Annotated in this window: 17 protein-coding genes; 11 read left to right on the plus strand and 6 right to left on the minus strand. The window is 52.1% G+C overall.

Annotation, left to right across the window (positions count from 1 at the left end; all coding sequences use genetic code 11):
* Position 1: 1 nt before the first annotated feature.
* Genes BLP53_RS04660 through der form a run of 6 tightly spaced genes read left to right on the plus strand, consistent with a single transcriptional unit; the run spans position 2 to position 5734 of the window.
* Positions 2 to 757 (plus strand): SIMPL domain-containing protein, encoded by a 756-nt coding sequence (locus tag BLP53_RS04660; RefSeq protein ID WP_091470840.1) that lies wholly within the window; start codon positions 2 to 4, stop codon positions 755 to 757.
* Positions 754 to 1578 carry an ABC transporter ATP-binding protein gene (locus BLP53_RS04665; RefSeq protein ID WP_091470842.1) on the plus strand — a complete coding sequence of 275 codons (825 nt, stop codon included), beginning with the start codon at positions 754 to 756 and terminating at the stop codon, positions 1576 to 1578. The genes BLP53_RS04660 and BLP53_RS04665 overlap by 4 nt, the downstream gene beginning before the upstream one ends.
* Before the next feature lie 9 nt (positions 1579 to 1587).
* Positions 1588 to 2397, plus strand: coding sequence for an ATP-binding cassette domain-containing protein (locus BLP53_RS04670; RefSeq protein WP_091470845.1), 810 nt, complete (start codon positions 1588 to 1590; stop codon positions 2395 to 2397).
* Between the two features lie 40 nt (positions 2398 to 2437).
* A complete protein-coding gene (locus BLP53_RS04675; RefSeq protein WP_091470847.1) occupies positions 2438 to 3076 on the plus strand; it encodes a YfgM family protein in 639 nt (212 codons plus the stop codon).
* Positions 3077 to 3113: 37 nt separating this feature from the next.
* Complete coding sequence (bamB, locus tag BLP53_RS04680) at positions 3114 to 4301, plus strand: outer membrane protein assembly factor BamB (RefSeq protein ID WP_091471386.1); 1188 nt, start codon at positions 3114 to 3116, stop codon at positions 4299 to 4301.
* Entirely contained in the window at positions 4301 to 5734 is a 1434-nt protein-coding gene (gene der, locus BLP53_RS04685; RefSeq protein WP_091470849.1) for a ribosome biogenesis GTPase Der, read from the plus strand. Before bamB ends, der begins: the two co-directional genes overlap by 1 nt.
* Before the next feature lie 77 nt (positions 5735 to 5811).
* Here the strand turns inward: der and BLP53_RS04690 are convergent, their stop codons facing one another.
* The 4 genes from BLP53_RS04690 to BLP53_RS04705 form a co-directional block, all read right to left on the minus strand.
* On the minus strand, positions 5812 to 6792 hold the full coding sequence (locus BLP53_RS04690; protein ID WP_091470851.1) for a S49 family peptidase: 981 nt from the start codon (positions 6790 to 6792) through the stop codon (positions 5812 to 5814).
* Between the two features lie 86 nt (positions 6793 to 6878).
* A complete protein-coding gene (locus tag BLP53_RS04695) occupies positions 6879 to 7229 on the minus strand; it encodes a Rieske (2Fe-2S) protein (protein ID WP_091470853.1) in 351 nt (116 codons plus the stop codon).
* Positions 7226 to 7879, minus strand: coding sequence for an HAD family hydrolase (locus tag BLP53_RS04700; RefSeq protein ID WP_091470855.1), 654 nt, complete (start codon positions 7877 to 7879; stop codon positions 7226 to 7228). The genes BLP53_RS04695 and BLP53_RS04700 overlap by 4 nt, the downstream gene beginning before the upstream one ends.
* Before the next feature lie 43 nt (positions 7880 to 7922).
* Positions 7923 to 9023, minus strand: coding sequence for a pseudouridine synthase (locus tag BLP53_RS04705; RefSeq protein WP_091470858.1), 1101 nt, complete (start codon positions 9021 to 9023; stop codon positions 7923 to 7925).
* A gap of 590 nt (positions 9024 to 9613) precedes the next feature.
* Between BLP53_RS04705 and BLP53_RS04710 the strand changes: the two genes are divergently transcribed.
* Positions 9614 to 12298, plus strand: a complete 2685-nt coding sequence (locus tag BLP53_RS04710; protein WP_091470860.1) for an Rne/Rng family ribonuclease — start codon at positions 9614 to 9616, stop codon at positions 12296 to 12298.
* Between the two features lie 97 nt (positions 12299 to 12395).
* Here BLP53_RS04710 and crcB read toward each other — a convergent pair whose 3' ends face one another.
* Positions 12396 to 12773: a fluoride efflux transporter CrcB gene (gene crcB, locus BLP53_RS04715; RefSeq protein WP_091470862.1), complete on the minus strand. Its 378-nt coding sequence runs from the start codon at positions 12771 to 12773 to the stop codon at positions 12396 to 12398.
* A gap of 94 nt (positions 12774 to 12867) precedes the next feature.
* Between crcB and glgA the strand changes: the two genes are divergently transcribed.
* Positions 12868 to 14313 carry a glycogen synthase GlgA gene (gene glgA, locus BLP53_RS04720; protein ID WP_091470865.1) on the plus strand — a complete coding sequence of 482 codons (1446 nt, stop codon included), beginning with the start codon at positions 12868 to 12870 and terminating at the stop codon, positions 14311 to 14313.
* Between the two features lie 137 nt (positions 14314 to 14450).
* On the opposite strand, the gene orn is transcribed toward glgA, so the two are convergent.
* Positions 14451 to 15035 (minus strand): oligoribonuclease, encoded by a 585-nt coding sequence (gene orn, locus BLP53_RS04725; protein WP_091471387.1) that lies wholly within the window; start codon positions 15033 to 15035, stop codon positions 14451 to 14453.
* 101 nt (positions 15036 to 15136) lie between these two features.
* Between orn and BLP53_RS04730 the strand changes: the two genes are divergently transcribed.
* Genes BLP53_RS04730 through rsgA form a run of 3 tightly spaced genes read left to right on the plus strand, consistent with a single transcriptional unit; the run spans position 15137 to position 17551 of the window.
* The gene (locus tag BLP53_RS04730) at positions 15137 to 16384 is read left to right on the plus strand and encodes a M48 family metallopeptidase (RefSeq protein WP_091470867.1); all 1248 of its coding nucleotides are present in this window, start codon (positions 15137 to 15139) and stop codon (positions 16382 to 16384) included.
* Positions 16381 to 16677, plus strand: a complete 297-nt coding sequence (locus BLP53_RS04735; protein ID WP_091470870.1) for a c-type cytochrome — start codon at positions 16381 to 16383, stop codon at positions 16675 to 16677. The genes BLP53_RS04730 and BLP53_RS04735 overlap by 4 nt, the downstream gene beginning before the upstream one ends.
* Position 16678: 1 nt before the next feature.
* Entirely contained in the window at positions 16679 to 17551 is an 873-nt protein-coding gene (gene rsgA / locus BLP53_RS04740; protein WP_091470873.1) for a ribosome small subunit-dependent GTPase A, read from the plus strand.
* Positions 17552 to 17675: the final 124 nt, after the last annotated feature.

Below are 17675 nucleotides of genomic sequence, written 5' to 3' on the forward strand. Positions count from 1 at the left end.
GATGTCAGAGCAAAAACACTTTTTTAATGCCATGACGGCACTGGGCCTGTTATTGGCATTGGGCATGGCAGCAGCAGCATTTATCCTTGGTGTACAGGCTAAACATGCGGTCTCCAGCCAGCAATCCATTACCGTCAAGGGCCTGGCGGAAAAACCGGTCAAGGCAGATCGGGCGCAATGGACCATCAATATCGGCGTCGTTGCCCCCACCCAGGCCGAGACCTTGCAAGCGATTGACCGTGAACGTGCCGTGCTGGAAAACTTCCTCGACCAACAAGGGTTGGATGCCGGCATACGTACGGTTGATGTACAGACGCTGGGACCACATTACGAAGAAGAATACGTGCATGATACGCCACGCCAGGTACAGCGCGGCTTTGAGGGCTATCAGAATGTGCATATCAGCACGACTGACCTCAGTAAAATTGCAGCGGCAAACCAGGCCATCCTGACTTTGCGTGCAGACAATCACCCTATCACTTCGCAACCACCAGAATTCCTGGTCAGCAACCTGGAAGCCGTCAAAATGTCGCTGATTGCAGACGCCACCAAAAATGCACGCACGCGTGCCACCGAATTCGTCAAGCAGGATGGTGTCAAGGTCGGCGTCATGAAATCCGCCAGCCAGGGCGCATTTTATATCTTGCCTGCCACTGGCGGTGAAGATAGCGATAACAGCTATGGCGGTATTTACGACAAATCAACTGTCGATAAAATTGCCCGCGTCGTGGTCACCGTGGTATACAGCATAGAATGAATGCGCTGTTACGCATAGAAGGATTGAACATTACACCTGCTCGTTCTCCGGAGCGCAAGCTGGTCAACAACGTGTCATTGTCGCTGGCGCGTGGTAAAACAACCTGTATCGTGGGCGAATCCGGCAGTGGTAAAAGCCTGACTGCGCTCAGCGTCATGCAATTGTTGTCTCCGCAATTGCACATGCAGGGAAAAGTGTTCTTCCAGGGGCAAGACATCAGCCAGCTTAACGAGTCCGCCATGCAGCATCTGCGTGGCCGGCAAATGGGTATGATTTTCCAGGAGCCCATGACCTCGCTCAATCCGGTGCTGACCATAGGCTTCCAGATTGGGGAGCCACTGCAAACCCATTTAGGCCTTAAAGGCAGTGCATTGAAGCAAAAGGTAGCTGACTTATTGCAACAAGTCGGCATTGATCCTGGCAGGGCCAATAGCTACCCGGATGAACTGTCGGGTGGCCAGCGCCAGCGCGTGATGATCGCCATGAGTATCGCATGCGAGCCTGCCCTGCTGATTGCAGACGAGCCGACGACAGCACTGGATGTGACAGTGCAGGCACAGATATTGCGCCTGCTGGATGAATTAAAGAACCGCATGCAGATGGCCATGCTGTTCATCACGCATGATTTCGGCGTGGTGGCGGATATTGCCGACGAAGTCATTGTCATGTTCCGGGGCGAAATTGTAGAAACGGGCAGCGTCAGCCAGGTATTGCAGTCACCACAACATCCTTACACCAAGGCATTGTTAGCCTGTGTACCGGATGCCGAAGGCAAAAAAGTCCTGCAACCCATGAATTACGGCTGGCTAATCCCGGCCTGATGAAACACCATGCCTGACTGCATCCTGCAAGCACATCACCTGAAAAAGACCTATACCCAGCGTACAGGGGCACTCGGGCTGGCAGGCCATCAGATTCACGCACTGGATGACGTCAGCCTGCAACTCAAACGCGGCACCACGCTTGCCATTGTCGGCGAATCCGGCAGCGGCAAATCCACACTGGCAAGAGGTATCTTGCGATTGCTACCGCTCGATAGCGGCGAAGTCATCTTTGACGGAAAAAATTTCCTGGCACTGGATAAATCTGCGTTGCGCAGCGCCCGCCGTGATATTCAAATGATCTTCCAGGATCCATTTGCATCCCTGAATCCAAGAATGCGTGTCGGCGACATTATTGGTGAAGGATTGGTGATTCACAGTATCGGTGATGCCAGGCAACGACAAAACATGGTCATCCAGATACTGGAAAAAGTCGGCCTCCATGCCGACGATACACAAAAATACCCGCACCAGTTTTCCGGTGGCCAGCGCCAGCGTATCGGCATTGCACGCGCGCTGATCCTGCAGCCAAAACTGGTCATTTGCGACGAACCCGTATCCGCGCTGGATGTATCGGTACAAGCGCAGATTCTCTTGCTGTTAAAACAGTTGCAGCAGGAGATGGGCCTGAGCTATCTGTTTATTACCCACGACTTGCGCGTGGTCAGGCACATCGCCGATGAGGTGCTGGTCATGCAAAAAGGCAAAGTAATTGAGCAAGGAAGCGTAGAAAGCATTTATAATGCTCCCCAGCAAAATTATACTCGACAGTTGCTGAACGCGATTCCCGGCCAGGCCCGGCGTGCGGCAACTGCATAACGCGACATCACTCATATCAAGAAAACAAGCAGGAACTACAATGGCGTACGATTTGGAAGAACAGGAACAGCTGGACGAATTTAAAGCGTGGTGGCATAAAAACGGTAAGCTGGTGATCCGCCTGGTGCTGGTCGCTGTAGTTGCCTATGGTGCCTGGCAAGGCTACCAATCCTGGATGAACAGCAAAGCCACTGCCGCTTCCACCGCTTATCAATCGCTGGTCAGCAACCCGTTACTTGACGTAGACAGCAAAAAGGCCGAACAAATCAGCAAAGATGCGCAAGCCTTGCAGAATGATTACAGCATGACGCCTTATGCAGGCCGTGCGGCCCTGTTTGCAGCCCGTGCATTACACCAGGCCAAACAAAGCGAAGCCGCTGAAAAGCAACTGCAATGGGCCATGTCCAAAGCCAAAGAACCTGCCATTCAACACATGGCGGCAATTGAAATTGCCGGTCTGCAAATGGAACGCAATGCACTCGATGATGCCAGAAAGACCCTGGAAGCCATTGATGACAAGGGATTTGATGGCTTGAAAAATGCCATGCTGGGCGATATCTATCTCGCGAAAAAACAGGAAAAAGAGGCGAAAGAAGCCTACAGCAAGGCACTTAATGGTTTGGACCCTGAAGGCAAGCTGTTTTACCTGACCCAGCAAAAACTGGATGCGCTTGGTTAATCGCATGCAACGTTTGTCCGGCCTTTCTGCTTTGCACATGAAAAAGTCACGCATAGTCAATTACCTGGCACTCTCTGTCCTGCTTGCGCTGGGAAGCGGTCTCTCGGCTTGCTCAGGCTTTACCGATCTCAAAAACAATTTAAGTGAAAGTATTTTTGGCGCAGAACCTGCCAATCCTCCGGTCGAACTTGAACCAATCAAGTCGTCTTATGACATGCGGATTGCCTGGTCCACCGATGTGGGTGAAGCTGGCCGTTTTACTTATTCACCCGTCGTAGCTGATAACTTTATCTACACTGTCAATGCCGGGGGCACCGTGATGCAACTGGCAGCCGACAGCGGCAAGCTGCAGTGGAAAACAGAGCTGGAAGAACCTATCAGCAGCAGTGTCGGCCTGGGTGGTGGTTTGGTATTGGCAGGAACAAGTAAAGGGCGCCTCTACGCGTTGAATATGAATGGCAAAAAAGTATGGAGCGCCATCCTCAGCAGCGAGATCCAGGGCCAGCCGCGTTACTATGACGGCACGGTGATCGTACGTACCAGTGATCATCATATTTATGGCATTGATGCCGCCGACGGCAGGCGCAAATGGGTCTATGAGCGTGCCACCCCTTCCCTGTCGCTTAAAACACAAGCAGGCATCGTGGTGGATAGTGGTGCCATCTACGCCGGATTCCCCGGTGGCAAGCTGGTGGCTATCCGCGCGGACAACGGTAAGCTACTGTGGGAAGCCACGGTGGCCCAGCCTAAAGGCGTGACAGAAATCGAGCGTATTGCTGACATTACCAGCCTGCCGTTTGTAGATGGCGCAGTGGTATATGTGGTGGCCTATCAGGGTAAAGTCGCTGCGGTAGACCGCCAGCGCGGACAGGTAATCTGGAGCCGTGACATTTCCAGCTATATCGGTTTAACGGCAGATAATGGCAAAATCTATTTAAGTCATACCATTGGTTCCGTTTACTCACTGGATACCGCCAATGGCAAAACCTTCTGGCGCCAGGGCAACCTCGGCTACCGTCATCTGACCATTCCCTTGCCGTTAAGCAATATAGTCGCGGTCGGTGACCTCGAAGGTTATGTGCATCTGTTAAGCCAGGATGATGGCAGCTTTGTTGGCCGCACCCAGTTAGGTTCCAAACCCCTCATGTCACTGGTGGCAGGCAGCAATAACCAGTTTTTCGCACAATCCCGCGACGGCCATCTTTACGCGGTCACCTACAAGTAATGTTACCTACCATTGTTCTCGTTGGCCGCCCCAATGTCGGCAAATCCACTTTATTCAACCGGTTGACCAGGACGCGTGATGCGCTGGTCGCGGATTTGCCGGGGCTGACCCGTGACCGTCACTATGGCCGCGGCCTGGGTGCCAGCCAGCCTTACCTGGTGATTGACACCGGTGGTTTTGAGCCCACTGCCGATACCGGTATTTTAAAAGAAATGGCCAAGCAGACCTTGCTGGCCATTGATGAAGCCGATGTCATTATTTTTCTGGTCGATGCCCGCGCCGGGTTGACCCCGCAGGAATTCACCATTGCACAGGCTTTACGCCGGGCCCAGCGCCCCGTGTTGCTGGCCGTCAACAAAACCGAAGGTATGCGTAAAGCGGTTGTCAGCGCTGATTTCCACGAGCTTGGCATAGGTGAACCGCTCTCTATTTCATCTGCCCATGGTGAAGGTGTACGTGACCTGATTGAGCTCGCGCTTGAATCTATCAAGGAAAAAGAAGAGGAACCCACGGAGCCGGTCAATACAGACACGCCCAGAATTGCCATCGTTGGTCGCCCCAATGTGGGCAAATCTACCTTGGTGAATGCCCTGCTCGGTGAAGATCGGGTCATTGCGTTCGACCAGCCAGGCACTACGCGCGATTCGATTGAAATCGCGCTGGAAAAAAACGGCAAGCATTACACTATTATTGATACTGCCGGGGTACGCAAGCGCGGCAAAGTGTTTGAAGCAATTGAGAAGTTCTCGGTCGTTAAAACCATGCAGGCGATTGAAGATGCCAATGTGGCTATCCTTGTCGTCGATGCCAAGGAAGGCATTACCGAGCAGGATGCGCACGTGGCGGCCTATATCCTGGATGCTGGCCGTGCCCTGGTCGTAGCCATCAATAAATGGGATGGTTTACAGGATGATGAGCGCGAATGGATCAAACGCGAAATTGATAGAAAATTGCAGTTCCTGGACTTTGCCAAATTTCATTATATTTCCGCCTTGCGTAAAAAAGGCCTGAATGAATTACTAGGCTCGGTAGATGTGGCGTTCAAAGCAGCCATGGCTAAACTGGCCACTCCGCAATTAACCCGTGTGCTGGGTGAAGCCACCACACAACATCAGCCGCCTATCAGCAAAGGCATCCGCCCGAAATTGCGTTATGCACACCAAGGCGGCTCCAACCCGCCGATTGTGGTCGTTCACGGCAACCATGTAGATGGCGTCAAAGCTAGCTACACCCGCTACCTGGAAGGTATTTTCCGCAAGGCATTCCAGCTGGTGGGCACGCCGCTGCGCGTACAGTACCATCAAGGTGAGAACCCATTCGATAAAGAAGAGGAACGCAAAAAGGGCGAAGGCCTGGTCACCATGCGCCGCCGCAAGAACGAAATGCGCGCCAAGATGAAACAGCGCAACGAGAAGAACAAAGCCAAAAAGTAATATTTGCCTGCCTGGACAAGATAAGACGAAATAAAAAAGGGACATCACTGTCCCTTTTTTATTTATCACTCAACTTGTTAGCGCAACGTCGGCAACAAATTCTTGGCACTCACGCCCAGCTCTTGTGCCATGCTGGCGCCCAGTTTCTTGGCGAAACGATCTACCACCGTTTCCTGGTAAGTGAAGTCAACGATCTCTGATTCCTTGATCACTTCGCGCGCAACAAAATCTGCACTACCTTCTGCATCAGCCAGGCCCAGCTTGATGCTTTCCTCACCGTTCCAGAACAGACCACTGAAGGTTTCCTCGCTTTCCTTCAGGCGATTGCCGCGTCCTTCGCGCACTACACGGATAAATTGCTGGTGAATCTGGTCCAGCATGCTTTGGGCAAAAGCTTTCTGTTTCGGATTCACCGGGGAGAATGGATCCAGCATGCCTTTGTTTTCACCGGCCGTCATCAGGCGGCGCTCTACCCCGACTTTTTTCATGATTTCAGTAAATCCGTAACCATCCATCAATACACCGATAGAACCTACAATACTAGCTTTATCAACGAAAATCTTGTCCGCTGCCACCGCGATGTAATAGCCACCAGAAGCGCAGATATCTTCCACCACGGCATAGACAGGAATATCAGGATGCAGTGTACGCTGGCGATGGATTTCGTCATTGATAATCCCGGCCTGCACCGGGCTGCCACCCGGGCTGTTGATGCGCAGAATAATGCCTTTGGTACCTTTATTATCATAGGCATCCTTCAGGCTGCTGATGACCGCATCCGCATTGACCTGGCCGCCGGCTTCAATCACGCCGGTAATATCAATCAGGGCGGTATGCGCAGCAGAGACATTTTTGTTCTGCCCTACCCAACCCAGTAACATCAGCAGCAGGAAGAAAAGATAGATAAATGTCAGCGACTTGAACAATACCGACCAGCGCCTGGATGTTTTCTGTTCCTGCAAGCCGGCCAGCGCAATTCTCTCCAGACTTTGCTGTGCCCAGTCAGGGGAAGAAGTTGCCTGTTTCAGTTCTGGCGACTGCTGATTTTCTTCTTGCATAATTCAACTTTCATCAATAATTTCAATTAATCTAATCATTTTAAGCAGGTTGCCAGCAATTAGCTATCTGCGCTGACCACGGCCCTTCAAAGCTGGTCCAGGTGTACAGTGACCACCCCTGCCTGTTCGCTGACAGGAATAGGAGATAATCCTTTACCCTGGCAAGGCCCCATGACACAGCGCCCGGTTTGTGGTGCATACATGGCGCCATGCGTGGCACAAATCAACCACTCCTGCGTCATGTTAAAAAATTTCCCATGTTCCCAGTCCAGTTCCACAGGCACATGCGCACAGCGATTCACATAAGCATAAGGCTTACCCTGGAAACGCACCAGAAAGCCAGTTGCATGCGGGCCCAGTGCCGGAATGGCAAAACGCAGGCCATCACCTTTTTCCTGCAACTCTCCACTACTAAATGTCAGCACTGCTGCACTCATACTGTTTCCAGTAACCATGTGCTTAATGTTGCCACATCATGAAACATGTAATCCGGGGAATACTGCTGCAAATGCGTGGCAGTTTGCGAACCATAAGTCACGGCTGCCGTGACCACCCCGGCATTTTTGCCCATCTGCATGTCATATTGCGAGTCACCAATCATCAGCGTACGCTCTGGCATCACGACCAGTTCATCCATCAACTCGTCCAGCATTTGCGGATGTGGCTTCGAGAAGCACTCATCCACGGTTTTGGTCGCACTGAAGTTCCTGGATAAGCCGGACAACTGCAAGGCAGTATTTAAGCCGCGGCGGCCTTTACCGGTCGCGACCGCTTGTTTACAGCCTTTCCTGTGAATCGCAGCAATCGTTTCAGCAATGCCGGAAAACAACAGGATCTGGTTCTCACCGGCATAGTAGTGACGGTGGTAATGTGCAGCAAGCGCCTGCGCCTGGTCTTGCGGAATCGCGCCATAAAGCACTTCAATCGACTCACGCAGCCCCAAACCGATGATACTGCGTGCACGGGCGTCACTCAGTGGTGGCAATCCTGCCTCAGTAGCGGCTTTGATCAGCGCCTGCGTAATCATGCCGGTGGAGTCGGCAATCGTGCCGTCCCAATCCCAAACGATTAAATCGAACTGTTTCACAGCATTACTTCCGGATTATTATGTTTTATCAAAAGAATATCTATTATCTGGTATTTAGTTGACGCTGATGTTGCAGAAAATTTTCCAGCTCTGTCGGCAACTCGGCCACCAGATGCAAGGGCTCGCCCGTCAACGGGTGCGCAATACGGGTTTCGCTGGAGTGTAAAAACATGCGCTTCAGACCTTGTTTGCCCAACTGCTTGTTCAGTGCAAAATCACCATATTTGTCATCGCCCAGAATGGGGAAACCTAAATGCGCTAACTGTACTCGCAGCTGATGGGTACGCCCGGTAATCAGTTTGGCCTGCAGAAAGCTGAATAGCCCGAGTTGCTCCTGCAGGTAAAACCAGGTTTCAGAGAGCTGCGTTTCCACTTCAAACTTTCCTTTGGCAGCCTGCTGTTTAGCCACTACCCCACTGGATTTGAGTGACTTGCGGCCACCAGGTTCAGTATTCAGGAGGGGCATACCCACGACTTGTACACGACGCTCGCCACTTTCAGTCACATACTTCTGCAAGTCCAGCGTGACTTTCTTTTTGGTCTCCTGCCACTGTCCCTGCACCAGCATCAGATAACGCTTGTCCATGCGGTGATGACGCATGGCTTCATGCAATGCTGTCAAGGCAGAGCGCTTTTTAGCGATCATCAACACACCCGAGGTTTCACGGTCCAGTCGATGTACCAGTTCAAGGAATTTTGCTTGCGGGCGCTCCAGGCGCAGTTGCTCGATTACCCCCAGGCTGATACCGCTGCCACCATGCACGGCTATGCCGGCAGGTTTGTTTAATGCCAGCATGGCATCATCTTCATAAATCACGTATTCGACCAGGCGAGGTTTAACTGTTGGCAAACCGGGTTTAGGTGCGCTTTCTGCAATGCGAATCGGCGGCACCCTGACCTCATCCCCCAACTGCAAGCGGTATTCGGCACCGATGCGCTTTTTATTGACCCTGACTTCACCACTACGCAAAATGCGGTAGAGATGGCTTTTGGGTACACCTTTAAGCACCTTTGCCAGGTAGTTATCAATGCGCTGTGTTTCCGAAGCCTCATCCACGCGTAGCAGGGTAACGCGGTCACTGGCCGGTTTTTCGATACCTGCGGGCAAAGCCTTTGAGTCAGATTGGCGGGGATTTGAGGTCATAGTTGCAGGTCGTGCTTTGCTTTGTCAGGACTTATGGATATACTGTCGGGATTCTGGGTCTGCGTTTTTCCGGCATTGCCGACAACATCACGCAATGCCGTCATCGAAATAATCATCGATATTGCGGCCAAATTATTTAGGTGCGCATGTTTATTCAGAATAAAACACAAATTTTGGTGAATACCGCTCGCCATAAAGTAGCGATAATTAATTAGAAATTACGAAACGCGACAGCTCACGCAGAATAATTAACGATATGAGCCTGGCGTTTGCCGAACCCGGATTTTAACGAATTTACATGCTGTATAGGGTTTTATTTTAGCAATTCAACAGCAATGAACCATGCAGATGGTTTCCATAACCCCACTGCCCTGCTTTGTATTTGCACCCTGTCAGATAGATTGAGTATTCATAGTGTTTGCCCTCCTGGCTCACAGTCTGCTCAACACTTGTGCATATTGATGCCTGCCATGCTTCCATAGCATCGCAATTGCCATTGCACTTAACATCACGTTAAATTCCGGGGGTTGAATCCCAACCTGGCTCGCCCTACTCAGTAACTATTCTGCAGCTTCGCCAAGGAGTACTGCATGAAAAGAATGTTGTTTAATGCAACGCAATCGGAAGAATTACGCGTTGCCATTGTTGATGGACAGAAACTCATCGACCTGGATATTGAACATGCTGGCAAAGAACAGCGCAAAAGCAATATCTACAAAGGGGTCATCACCCGCATAGAACCTTCACTCGAAGCCGCGTTTGTCGACTATGGTACTGACAGACACGGCTTTTTGCCTTTCAAGGAAATCGCCCGTAGCTATTTCCAGGACAAACCTGAAGGCCGCGCCCGTATTCAGGATGTGATCAAGGAAGGCCAGGAAGTCATTGTCCAGGTAGACAAGGACGAACGTGGCAGCAAAGGCGCCGCCCTCACCACCTTTATCTCGCTGGCTGGCCGTTACCTGGTACTGATGCCAAACAACCCACGTGGAGGCGGTGTTTCCCGCCGCATCGAAGGTGAAGACCGCAACGAGTTGCGCGACACCATGGCGCAACTGGAAGTGCCCAATGGCATGAGCATCATTGCGCGTACTGCCGGTATCGGTCGTACGGCTGAAGAACTGCAATGGGATCTGAACTACCTGACACAACTGTGGCAGGCGATTGAAGATGCCTCCAATTTCCAGCCTGGTGCTTACCTGATTTACCAGGAAAGCAGCCTGGTGATCCGTGCAATCCGTGACTACTTCAGTGCCGACATTGGCGAAATCCTGATTGATACAGCTGACGTGCATGAGCAAGCCTTGCAATTCATGAACCACGTCATGCCGGGCAATGTGACACGCGTTAAACTGTACCAGGACGAAATTCCGCTGTTCTCGCGTTTCCAGATCGAGCACCAGATTGAATCTGCGTTCTCCCGCGAAGTGCGCTTGCCTTCTGGTGGTGCGATTGTGATTGACCACACGGAAGCACTGGTCTCCATCGACGTCAACTCCGGTCGCTCCATCAAAGGCACCGATATTGAACAAACTGCATTCAATACCAACCTGGAAGCCGCCGAAGAAGTCGCGCGCCAGATGCGCCTGCGTGACCTGGGCGGCCTGGTGGTGATTGACTTTATTGACATGGAAAACCAGCGCAACCAGCGTGAAGTGGAAAACGCCTTGCGTGATGCCCTGCATCACGACCGTGCCCGCGTGCAGATGGGCAAGATTTCCCGCTTTGGCCTGCTGGAAATGTCGCGCCAGCGCCTGCGCCCTAGCCTGGGTGAAACCAACCACATGACCTGCCCGCGTTGTAACGGTACAGGCCATATCCGGGGCATTGAATCGACTGCCTTGCATATCCTGCGGATTACGCAGGAAGAAGCCATGAAAGACAACAGTGCGATCATCCAGGTACAGCTGCCGGTTGAAGCCGCCACTTTCCTGCTCAATGAAAAACGCGCCGATATCCACAAGATCGAGCAACGTACTGGCGTAGAAGTCATCCTGATTCCCAATATCCACATGGAAACCCCGCACTATCAGATTATGCGTATCCGCCATGATGACGTGAATGAGGAAACGACCCAGGCCAGCTACAAGATGGTCGATTTGCCAACCGAGTCTGATTACCAGCACCGCCTGCAACAGACGGCAGCCCCTGCCAAAACAGAAGCGGTGGTCAAGGGTATTACACCTGCCACCGCAGCACCGATTGTGGAAGAAAAACCCGTGGTTGCCGTGGCCGACACCAGAAAATCCTTCTTCGGTGTCATCAAATCCTGGTTAGGCCTGGAGGAAAAAGAGGCACCGGCAGAGGCAGCGAAACCTGCACGTGAAGCAAAAGAGCACGGGCGAGACCGCAATAAAAACCGCAATCGTCGCGAACGTGGTGACCGTCAGCGTGATCGCCAGCAGGAACGTAGCGAGCGCCCGGCAAAAGAGCAGGAAGCCAGCCATAAATCCAGACAGGACAGGCAGCAGGAAAAACCGGCAGCCAAAGAAAGGCAGGAACGTCAGCCGGCACAGGAAGCCGCCAAGGCAGATCAGAACCAGCCAGTCTTGACGAATCCGGCCGATAATAAACAAGAGCGCAGCGAACGTGGCAACCGCCGTAACCGCCATGGCCGCCGTGACCGTCGCCAACGTGATGATGCTTCCAGCAACGGTTCCCTGGAAACGACAGCCAGCAATACGCAGGCAGTTGAGCAAACAGCCGCGCAAGCTGTACCAGCGAAAGCCGCGACTAGCGAAGCCAGCAATTCCCCAGCTCCAGCCGTAAACACTCAAGCCACTGCAGAAAACGCACCTGAGGTGACAAAAGCCGCTGAGAAAGAGGTAGTTACCTCCCCTAAAGCAACTGAAGTAAATGCTGTAACTGAAGTCGCTGACAAGGTGGCGGATGATGCCAGCGCCGAGAAACCGGCACGCGGCCGTTCACGCACAGCTAAAACCGCTGCTGGCAAAGGCCGTACCAAGCGTACAGAGGAAGCCGCGACGGCAGCAGCAGGTATCGAGCTGGTTGAAACCACTTCCGCCGAGAAAGAAGCGGTGGTGACAGAGAAAGCTGGCGCTGCTGCAAAGAAACCGGCACGCAAACGTAAACCTGCAGCCGATACGGCCGCGGATAGCGGTATTCAACTGGTGGAAACCAAGTCTGAAGCCAGTGCATCTGCGACTGACGCAGCGCCTAAAACCAGGAAGCCTCGCACCGCCGCCAAATGGAAAAAAGATGAAGCTGCTGCTGGCGATACAGCCCAAATGGTGATGATAGAAACACAGAAATAAACTGTGTGATCAGGAATAACCTGGCCTCATGATTACACATTGAAGCCAGCGTTTGAAAAGAGAGCCAACCGGCTCTCTTTTTTTATCGGCATGCTGCTTAAACTGAGTGCAAGCGCATGACACACCAGTATCCCACCATGGTCAGCACAATAGAGACAATGACATGGCTGGCAATATACAGGCCGGCCCAGCCATACGCCTGCTTTTGCAGCAATGTAAACGCCTCAGCCGAAAAGGTGGAAAAGGTGGTCAGGCCGCCCAGAAAACCGGTAGTCATCAGCAAACGCCACTCTGGTGACAGGCTGGGCACACTCTGCAAGATACCCAGCGCAACACCCATCAACAAGCCGCCAATCGCATTTGCCAGAAATGTTCCCAAGGGAATAGTCCCTATGCCATTCCAGCGGATTGACAACCCCCATCTGATCCACGCCCCTATACTGGCGCCCACCGCAACTGCTAGCCAAGATTTCATTGTATTTTCCTTCTAAAACCGGAGCAGGCAATGTATCATAATTTGGCCGCCACGCCGCCGGCTTATCTTACTCCGCTGATTTAAAGGGATTCTCTTGCGTTTATTATTTGCAACTTCAGAAGTTTTCCCACTCATCAAAACAGGAGGCTTGGCAGATATCAGTGGTGCATTACCTACCGCTCTGTTTGCCGCTGGCCTGGATATCCGGATTGTGTTACCCGCTTACCGCGGGATTCTGGCTAAATGCCAGTCTCCGCACTTGCTCGGCTCACTATCGGTGTTTGCAGATATCCGCTGCGACATTTACCAAACCGTGCTACCCGGCACGCACGTTCCACTGCTACTGATTGATTATCCGCCCTTGTATGACCGGGAGGGGGGTCCTTATCATCATCCGCAACATGGCGACTGGGAAGATAACCCATTGCGTTTTGGCCTGCTGTCCAAAGTCACCGCGCTACTGGCTTTGCCTAACGCCCTGCAGGACTGGCAACCAGACATCGTGCATTGCAATGACTGGCAAACCGGGCTAATACCCTACTATTTGCGCCAACTGGGCAGTACGGCGAAATCTGTTTTCAGCATCCATAACCTGGCGTTCCAGGGCAACTTCCATGCTGACTGGCGTTACAGGCTCACGCTGGATGAACAGGACTTCAAACCGGAAGGTTATGAATTCTATGGCCATGTATCCTTCATGAAAGCTGGCCTGTATTTTGCCGATGCCTTGTCCACAGTCAGCCCAACCTATGCCAGGGAAATCCAGACGGATCAGTTTGGCTTCGGCTTTCAAGGCTTGTTACAGCACCGCTCGGCAGATCTAACCGGTATTTTGAATGGCATAGATACCCATGTGTGGAATCCTGCCACTGACAGCTATTTGCCTGTGCATTACCACATCCAGAAACTGTCAGCCAAGAAAGAGGTAAAACATGCCCTGCAAACCGAATTGGGATTGACACCAAACGCCCATACACCCTTACTGGGAGTCGTCAGCCGGCTCACTTACCAGAAGGGCCTGGACATGCTGGCAGCCATTGCACATGAACTACTTGAACAGGATTGCCAGCTGGTGGTACTCGGTAGCGGAGAGCAGGCGCTGGAACAGCGGTTCCAGTCATTGATGCAGCAATATCCGGGGCAGGTCTCCGTCACTATCGGTTATCACGAACCGCTGTCGCACCGCATCATGGCAGGGGCCGATATTTTTGTCATGCCCTCGCGGTTTGAGCCATGCGGCCTGAATCAGCTGTATGGCTTGCGCTACGGCACCATTCCTGTCGTCGCCAATACTGGCGGCCTGGCAGACTCAATCCAGGGTGGGGAAATCACGGCAGACGGCAGGATGCCGACCACCATGACGGGTTTCATCATGCCGCAACATAATCCATGGACACTTTTGGTCACCTTGCGACAAGCGCTGACTGTATTTGCCAATTCTGGACAGTGGCAGCAATTGCAAAAACAAGCGATGCAACAGGATGTCAGCTGGGAAACCCGGACAAAACGTTACCTGGCCTTATACCAGCAGCTGCTTTAACCCGAGTATTGCGATGTGATAGACGAGAGTACACGGGAAGAAAAATTGGCACAGAAACTGCTTATGAATAGGCAAGCTTCTCCAAAGCTAACTTCTCCTCCCTCAAGACGCCCGATTAGGCGTCTTTTTTTTGCCTGTTATGCTGAAGTGGCGGCAGGTGTCATGATCAGGAAGTGATCGCGGTAGTATTTCAATTCATCAATAGATTCATAAATATCCGCCAACGCTTCATGACGGCTGGCTTTCTTGAAGCCGGCATAAATATCCGGCCGCCAGCGACGTGACAGCTCTTTAAATACGCTGACATCCAGGTTACGGTAGTGGAAGAACTGCTCCAGGCGTGGCATATAGCGTGCCATAAAGCGCCTGTCCTGGCAGATGGAGTTACCACACATGGGAGACTTGCCGGCAGGTACATGCTCTTTCAGGAAAGCCAGCATGATATCGGTGGCGGCCTCTTCATCCAGCGTTGATGCTTTCACCTTATCAATCAGGCCACTGCGCCCATGCGTCCCCTTGTTCCAGGCATCCATGCCATCCAGCACGGCATCCATCTGGTGCACGACCAGCACCGGAGACTCTGCAATCACATTCAGTTGGGCATCCGTCACTACCGCAGCCAGCTCAAGAATACGATCGCTATCCGGCTGCAAGCCACTCATCTCCATGTCCAGCCAGATTAAATTGTCCTGATTCGTTGCCAATTGTGCACCTCTTGTCATGATTTCCATTAAAATAAAACATTATATTCAGTTCAGTGAACAAGGTGGATATAAATCCATCAAAATAGCTACCCAATAATTACATTAAATCAGTGACCGTTATGTCTGGACTCTTTACCCAAATTTTTATTGCTGTCATTGTGATCAGCCTCGCTATCCGCCTCTGGCTGGGACTGCGCCATATCCGCCATATCCAGCAACATCGCGCACAAGTGCCTCCTGCCTTTAATCAGACCATCAGCCTGGAAGCGCATCAACGTGCCGCAGACTACACCTCAGCCAAGGTGAAACTGCGCCTGGGGGAAACGACCATGGAAATGGCCGTGCTGCTGGCCTTAACGCTAGGAGGTATCCTGCAGGGACTCGACCAGTTGTGGCAGCAATGGTTACCCGACCATGAGATTATCCGCGGTGCACTGGTCATTTGCTCTGCCATGTTGATCTCCAGCGCGCTTACTTTGCCTTTTGAGTATATCCAGACCTTCAGCATTGATGAAAAATTTGGCTTTAACAAAATGTCGCGCAGCATGTTTTTCAGCGACCTGGTCAAACATACCATTGTCGGCCTGTTGCTGGGCGGCCCCATTTTGTTCGTGGCTTTATGGCTCATGCAAGGTGCTGGCGACTGGTGGTGGCTGTACCTGTGGCTGATCTGGAGTGCATTCAACCTGTTCATGCTGGCCGTGTATCCTATCTGGATTGCGCCTCTGTTTAACAAATTCACCCCTATGGAAGACCAAAGCCTGAAAGCGCGTATTGAAGCCTTGCTGCGCAAATGCGGCTTTGCCAGCCAGGGCCTGTTTGTGATGGATGGCTCCACCCGCTCCGGTCATGGCAATGCCTACTTTACCGGCTTTGGTAAAAACAAGCGGGTGGTGTTTTTTGATACCTTGCTTGAAAAACTCAATGCAGATGAAATTGAAGCTGTCCTGGCACATGAATTGGGGCATTTCAAGCACCGGCACGTGATCAAGCGCATTATCATGATGTTCGGGTTAAGCCTGCTTGGCCTGGCGTTACTCGGTTTCCTGGTCACCCAGGATTGGTTCTACCATGGCCTGGGTGTGGCACAGGCCAGCAACCACATGGCACTGCTGTTATTTGTGATCGTGAGCCCGGTATTCATGTTTATCCTGCGCCCATTGCTGGCGGCTTATTCCCGCATCAATGAATTTGAAGCAGACCATTATGCCTCCCAGCAATCCAGGCCGCAGTTCCTGATTGATGCTTTGGTGAAACTATATCGTGACAATGCGTCTACCCTGACGCCTGACCCGTTGCATTCGGCTTTTTACGACTCGCATCCGCCAGCCAGCTTGCGTATTGCAAAATTGCAAACCTACGCATGAAGGCCTGCCTCATCATCCTTTTATCTACCTTGATGATTAACGCACAGGCGGCTGACAGCGCTGATCTGGCCGCCGGTAAAAAGCTGGTCGAAACCCATTGCATCTCCTGCCATGCCAGCAGCTTTGGTGGCGATGGCAGTGGGATTTATACGCGGGAATACCGCAAAGTACGCTCACTCGCCGGCCTGAAAGCCCAGGTCACCAACTGTAACACCATGCTCAACCTCAAGTGGTTTGATGACGATGAGCAACAAGTGGTGCAGTATCTCAATCATACCTATTACCACTTTTAACATGCTGCAAGAAGGATTGATTGTTGCTGCCTACGGCAAGCGTTATAACGTTGAACTGGCCGATGGCCGTACCCTCAGTTGTGTCACCAGGGGTAAAAAGGTCGACAATGCAGCGGGTGACCGCGTCACGGTCAAACTGACTTCGGCACAGGAAGGCGTAATTGAACAAACCGCCGAGCGCGACACCCTGCTCTATCGCAGCAATGCATACAAAAGCAAAACTCTCGCAGCCAACGTTACACAGATACTGATCGTACTGGCGACACAACCCAGCTTTTATGAAGACCTGCTGAATCGCTGCCTGGTTGCAGCAGAAGCCAGCGGCATACGCGCAGTGATTATCCTGAACAAGTGCGATTTGCCTAACCCGCAAGCCATGCAGAAGCTGGCGGGATATGCTGAACTTGGCTACCTCACGGTGCAACTCAATGCCAAAGAGTCCGTAGAGGCATTACGGCCGATACTTGCGGGACATACCAGCGTACTGGTCGGCCAGTCCGGCATGGGCAAGTCAACCATCATTAATGGCCTGCTGCCTGAAGCACGCAGTAAAACCCAGGAAATCAGTACGACCTTAGATAGCGGCAAGCACACCACCACAGCGACGCATTTATATCACCTGGATAGCCACAGCGCGATTATTGACTCGCCAGGTTTGCAGGAATTCGGTTTGTACCATATCGACACCGCTGCACTGGAATATGCTTTTGTCGAATTCCGGCCATTTATCGGCCACTGCAAATTCAATAATTGCACGCATACCCACGAACCTGGTTGTGTCATCCTGGAAGCAGTCAACACGCACAAGATTGCGCCTGGACGGCATCAAATCTTCCAGCAAATACGTACAGAAAACGCAGTACGGGTTTACTGATCACCCACCCCGCGGCCTGACAAAAATAAACAAGCCTCCCATTGCCCATCACGCCCACAAAATAAAACACCCTGCCTCAGCAGGGTGTTTTTAGTGCACGTATCGCTACAAGTAACTTGAGAGG

Source organism: Methylophilus rhizosphaerae (assembly GCF_900100975.1).
GTDB lineage: Bacteria > Pseudomonadota > Gammaproteobacteria > Burkholderiales > Methylophilaceae > Methylophilus > Methylophilus rhizosphaerae.

Coding starts and splice junctions, on each gene's coding strand:
- BLP53_RS04675 (WP_091470847.1), top strand. CDS start 2,438: ATGGCGTACGATTTGGAAGAACAGGAACAGCTGGACGAATTTAAAGCG.
- BLP53_RS04690 (WP_091470851.1), bottom strand. CDS start 6,792: ATGCAAGAAGAAAATCAGCAGTCGCCAGAACTGAAACAGGCAACTTCT.
- BLP53_RS04660 (WP_091470840.1), top strand. CDS start 2: ATGTCAGAGCAAAAACACTTTTTTAATGCCATGACGGCACTGGGCCTG.
- BLP53_RS04705 (WP_091470858.1), bottom strand. CDS start 9,023: ATGACCTCAAATCCCCGCCAATCTGACTCAAAGGCTTTGCCCGCAGGT.
- crcB (WP_091470862.1), bottom strand. CDS start 12,773: ATGAAATCTTGGCTAGCAGTTGCGGTGGGCGCCAGTATAGGGGCGTGG.
- BLP53_RS04730 (WP_091470867.1), top strand. CDS start 15,137: ATGTCTGGACTCTTTACCCAAATTTTTATTGCTGTCATTGTGATCAGC.
- BLP53_RS04695 (WP_091470853.1), bottom strand. CDS start 7,229: ATGAGTGCAGCAGTGCTGACATTTAGTAGTGGAGAGTTGCAGGAAAAA.
- orn (WP_091471387.1), bottom strand. CDS start 15,035: ATGACAAGAGGTGCACAATTGGCAACGAATCAGGACAATTTAATCTGG.
- BLP53_RS04670 (WP_091470845.1), top strand. CDS start 1,588: ATGCCTGACTGCATCCTGCAAGCACATCACCTGAAAAAGACCTATACC.
- BLP53_RS04710 (WP_091470860.1), top strand. CDS start 9,614: ATGAAAAGAATGTTGTTTAATGCAACGCAATCGGAAGAATTACGCGTT.
- BLP53_RS04665 (WP_091470842.1), top strand. CDS start 754: ATGAATGCGCTGTTACGCATAGAAGGATTGAACATTACACCTGCTCGT.
- rsgA (WP_091470873.1), top strand. CDS start 16,679: ATGCTGCAAGAAGGATTGATTGTTGCTGCCTACGGCAAGCGTTATAAC.
- der (WP_091470849.1), top strand. CDS start 4,301: ATGTTACCTACCATTGTTCTCGTTGGCCGCCCCAATGTCGGCAAATCC.
- bamB (WP_091471386.1), top strand. CDS start 3,114: ATGAAAAAGTCACGCATAGTCAATTACCTGGCACTCTCTGTCCTGCTT.
- BLP53_RS04735 (WP_091470870.1), top strand. CDS start 16,381: ATGAAGGCCTGCCTCATCATCCTTTTATCTACCTTGATGATTAACGCA.